The organism is Nocardia sp. NPDC002869, from assembly GCF_046764065.1.
GTDB lineage: Bacteria > Actinomycetota > Actinomycetes > Mycobacteriales > Mycobacteriaceae > Nocardia > Nocardia rhamnosiphila.
In genome coordinates this window covers 1-4,791 of sequence record NZ_JBKOOL010000265.1, presented here as the reverse complement: position 1 = coordinate 4,791, position 4,791 = coordinate 1, and the positions used below count along the sequence as shown (strand labels likewise).

Annotated in this window: 2 protein-coding genes; one reads left to right on the top strand and one right to left on the bottom strand. The window is 66.9% G+C overall.

Annotated features, from left to right (window positions below; genetic code table 11):
• Window positions 1-34: 34 nt before the first annotated feature.
• Window positions 35-3,409 carry a (Fe-S)-binding protein gene (locus ACLML9_RS27810; RefSeq protein ID WP_411948279.1) on the bottom strand — a complete coding sequence of 1,125 codons (3,375 nt, stop codon included), beginning with the start codon at window positions 3,407-3,409 and terminating at the stop codon, window positions 35-37.
• 470 nt (window positions 3,410-3,879) lie between these two features.
• Here ACLML9_RS27810 and ACLML9_RS27805 point away from each other — a divergent pair, with 470 nt between their 5' ends.
• On the top strand, window positions 3,880-4,647 hold the full coding sequence (locus tag ACLML9_RS27805) for a hypothetical protein (RefSeq protein WP_411948278.1): 768 nt from the start codon (window positions 3,880-3,882) through the stop codon (window positions 4,645-4,647).
• Window positions 4,648-4,791 lie beyond the last annotated feature (144 nt).

The following is a 4,791-nucleotide window of genomic DNA, read 5'->3' as shown; positions in this document are numbered from 1 at the left end:
CCGCCGGGCCCTGCCGGTTTTCGCGTTGTTCCGGTCAGCCCTTGCGGCCCGGTGCCCTGGTGCCGGACTTGAAGCCCAGCGCACCCGGCTTGGCCTGCGGCGGGGTCGCTCCCGAACCGTTGCCCGCGCTGCCGTTGCCGGAGGCCCCGCCGGTCTCGGTCGTGGCCTTCGGCGCCGATTCGGCGGTGGCCTCCGAAGACGAATCCGCAGTGGTCTCCGAGCCCGATTCCGTGGTGACCTCGGCAGCCGGCGCGGTGGTGGCCTCCGGTGCAGATTCCCGGGTGGCCTCGTCCGGAGCAGGTGCGGTTTCCGCCGCGGTTTCCGCGGTGGGCTCCGGCTCCGGTGCGGGAGCCGGAGCCTTGGCGCCGGGCACTTTGGCGCTCGGACGCTTGAATCCGGACTTCATCGCCAGGCCCTTGGCCGGTTTCGACGGCTTGCTCTCGGCGGGAGCTGCCGCGGTGGCCTGCTCGGCCGCCACCGTGTCCGAGTCGGCCGGGGCCGCCGGTTCGGCCGGGGCGGTTTCGGCCTCCGGCGCGGCGGCCGGAGCCTTGGCGCCGGGGGCCTTCCCGCCCGGACGCTTGAATCCGGACTTCATCGCCAGGCCCTTGGCCGCGACCGTGGGCTTGGTCTCGGTCGGCGCCGCACTCGCGCCGGCCTCCGCAGGCGCTTCGGTAGCCGGTTCGGCGGCCGGAGCGGGCTTCTCGGCGGCGGAAGATTTGGCTCCGGGCGCCTTGGCCGCGCCCTTCATCGCCAGACCTTTACCGCCGGGCGCCTTGGCGGCACCCTTCATGCCCAGACCCTTCACCGGGGGAGCTTCGGGCGCCGCGGTGGCCTCCTCCGCCGCCGGTGGGGTTTCGGCCTTGGCTCCGGGTGCCTTGGCCGCGCCCTTCATCGCCAGGCCCTTACCGCCGGGCGCCTTGGCGGCACCCTTCATACCGAGACCCTTTGCGGCGGGAGCCGCGTCCTTCTCCTCGGTCTCGGCCGTGGGGGCGGCAGCTTTGGCACCAGGGGCCTTTGCGGCGCCCTTCATGCCCAGGCCCTTACCGGGTGCCTTGGCCGGGCCCTTCATGGCGAGTCCGCCACCCTTGGGGGCCGCCTTCTCGGCCGCGGGGGCGGCTTCGGTCTCGGCGACAGGTTCGGGCTCGGGTTCGGGTTCCGGCTCTGGTTCGGCCTTGGGCTCCTGGACCACGGTCAGATTGGCGGTCAGCCGGTCCGGCTGCTGCCGCTCGATCGATTCGAGCATCAGCTGCGCGACGTCCACGACCTCTACGCCCTCGCCCTGGCCGGACTCCTGGCGGGCGGTCACACCGTCGGTGAGCATGACCCGGCAGAACGGGCAGCCGGTGGCGATCTTGGCCGGTGAGGTCGTCAGCGCCTCGTCCACGCGATCGATATTGATCCGTTTGCCCAGCTGCTCTTCCATCCACATGCGGGCGCCGCCGGCACCACAGCACATGGACCGTTCACCGTGCCGGGGCATTTCCACCAGGGTGGATCCGGAAGCGGCCATCAGCTCACGCGGTGCGTTGTAGACCTTGTTGTGCCGGCCGAGGTAGCAGGGGTCGTGGTAGGTGACGTTCTGCGCTACCGGGGCCACCGGGACCAGCTGCTTACCGCGCACCAGCCGGTTCAGCAGCTGGGTGTGGTGCACCACCTCGTAGGTGCCGCCCACCTGCGGGTACTCGTTGTTGAGCGCATTGAAGCAGTGCGCGCAGGTGACGACGATCTTCTTCTTTTCCTGCTCGACGCCCTCGAACACCGAGTTCAGCAGTTCGATGTTCTGCATCGCCAGCTGCTGGAACAGGAATTCGTTACCCGCGCGCCGGGCGGAATCGCCGGTGCAGGTCTCCTCCTGACCGAGGACCATGAATTTCACCCCGGCGGTGGCCAGCAGTTCGGCGACGGCCTTGGTGGTCTTCTTGGCGCGGTCCTCGTAGGCGCCGGCGCAGCCGACCCAGAACAGGTATTCGTAGCCGTCGAAGCTGTCGGCGTCCTGGCCGAAGACCGGGATATCGAAGTCCAGCTCCTTGATCCAGTTGAGCCGGTCCTTGGCGTTCTGGCCCCAGGGGTTGCCCTTGTTCTCCAGGTTCTTGAACAGACCCGCGAGTTCGGACGGGAAGTCCGATTCGATGAGCACCTGGTAGCGGCGCATATCGATGATGTGGTCGACGTGCTCGATATCGACCGGGCACTGCTCCACGCAGGCGCCGCAGGTGGTGCAGCTCCACAGCACCTCCGGGTCGATGATGCCGTTCACCTCGTGGTCGCCGACGAGCGGTCGCTCGGCCTCGGCGCGCGCGGCCTCGGAGACCCGGGCCAGCTTCTTCTCGTCCGGGTTGCCCTCGCCGTCGACCAGGCCGACCTCGTCGCCGCCCATGTCCTTGCTGCCGCCGGCCAGCAGATACGGCGCCTTGGCGCGGCCGTGGTCGCGCAGCGACATGATGAGCAGTTTGGGCGACAGCGGCTTACCGGTGTTCCAGGCGGGGCACTGCGACTGGCAGCGACCGCATTCGGTGCAGGTGGTGAAGTCCAGCCAGCCCTTCCACGAGAAGTCCTCGACCCGGCCGGCGCCGAGAGTGTCGGTGTCCGGGTCGACGTTCTCCATGTCCAGGGCGCGGCCCTTGGACATCATCGGCTTGGCCGCGCCGAGGGCGACGCCGCCGTCGTCCTCGCGCTTGAAATAGATGTTGAAGAAGGCCGAGAACCGGTGCCACGCCACGCCCCAGGTGATATTGCGGCCGACGAAGTAGAGGAAGGCCATACCGGACATCAGCTTCACGAAGGCGAAGATCGACACCATGGTCGGGCTCGCCGGCAGCAGCTTGGCCACCTGCATGGTGAAGAAGTCGGTACCGGCGTGGGCGTGCCCGTAGGTGGCGAGCTTGCCCGCCTTCACGAAGATCATGCCCAGGCCTTCGAGCAGGACGATGGCCTCGATCACGTAGGCGGGTCCGAACGCGGAGCCGCTGAACCGGGAGAGTCGCTCCGGTACCCGCGGATGGTTCAGCTGACGGATGACGATCAGCGCCACGATGCCGACCACAGTTCCGATGCCGAGGATTTCGTCCCACAGGTGATAGATCGCCGTGTTGCCGATCAGCGGCCAGTGGAAGGCCGGGTCGAAGGTCTGGCCATAGGCTTCGAACCAGAGGATCGCGCCGCCCAGGAAGCCGATCATCACGAGCCAGTGCGCCCAGCCCACCGTCCGGAACTTGTTCATCCGGGTGTGCGCCAGGAACTCCACCAGCATCTGCTCGAAACGCGGGAAGAACGGACGCCAGCGGTCGGGGGCGGGCTGGCCCAGCATGATGGCGCGGACGATATCCCGGACGCCGCCGAAGAACGACGCCCAACACAGCAGGCTGAGCGCCGCTCCCAGGGTGCCCAGCGTCACTGTCAGGGCATTCATGTCGCGACCTTTCTTTCGAAGCAACACGAGGTACGAGGAACTGAGCAGTACCCCGTCCGGCTCGTATCGTAACCGCCAGTAAGTTACCCACCGGTAACTAACGGTGTCCACTGTACGATCCGCGTCGGCCCGCGGCGCATCTACCTGGGCTTATCCGCATAGATCGCGCCGTGATCAATGTCACTCTTTTCAGTTGGCTGCCCAAAGCGGAAAAGGGCTGATTAACACCGTAAAGGGCCCGTCCGCGCAGGGCGTGATAAGGCCAGGCTTACTCGTGTTGTTTCTTACGCTTGGGAAACGAATCTCGCCTTTTGACAGTGCATTCGACTACGCTCAGCCCGATCTATCAGGAAGCGTGACATCTCATAACGCTCGGGGAGGAATCAGGGTTCGATCACATCGACCCCCTCGCGTTGAGATGGGACGCCCCACACCCCGATTGGAAATGGATGACACTCCCGAGATCCACTGTGATCGCCGCACTGGTCACCGGCTCGCTCGCTATGGGATTCGGCACAGCCGATGCCGAACCGGCGACCGAGGCTCCGAAAACCATCAACTACGCGGTGCAGTTGAAGGACAAGACCGTCGTGGCGACCATCAACGGCGGATCCTTCTCGGTTGTCGAGAAGGATGTCTCCCCCGAGGAGGCAAACGCGACCGAGCAGGCACCCGGCGTCCCCGCCGGGGAACCGATCGCGGCTGAAACCGAGAAGACCAAGGTCATCGAGATCAAGGACAGCGAAGACAAGCTGGTTGCCTCGCTGCCGCTCGAATTCACCGCCGGGGGCACCGAGATCCCGGTGGTCTCGGAGATCAAGCAGGACGGCGCTGTCCTCGAGATCACGCCCGAGAAGCCGGTCGGCCAGGAAGTCGCGCCGTCGCAAGAGGTTGTGCATCCGGTCGCGAAGCCGATTGCCTCGGTCGCGGAAAACCAGATGGCGATCAATGAGTTCTCCAGCAACTTCGGACTCGCCACCGCTATCGGCGGCTTCATCGGCACCGCTGTCGGCTTCGCCGTGGGCTGCGTAGTGATCCCCGCGCTCGGGTGCCTGCCGGGTGCCGGGATCGGCGGCATCATCGGCACCATCGCGGTGGGCGGTCCGACACTGGTTGCCGCCGGTGTCGAGCTGTTCAACACCATGCAGGCCCCTGCCGGTACCAGCAAGTGGGCCAACGACGGCAAGCCCGTCACTCAGGAGGAGCCCGCTCCCGCCCCCGCTCCCGCGGAGAAGTAGGACTCGCTCACCCGCAACAGCCAAAAGGGGCCGACAGCAGCAAGCTGTCGTCCATAGTCCAGGTTTGGTGGGCCGGACGCACCGCGGACGGCTCGGACATCCCCTCGTACAGGAACACTCGGTTTGCGTCAGCCGCCGCTCGAT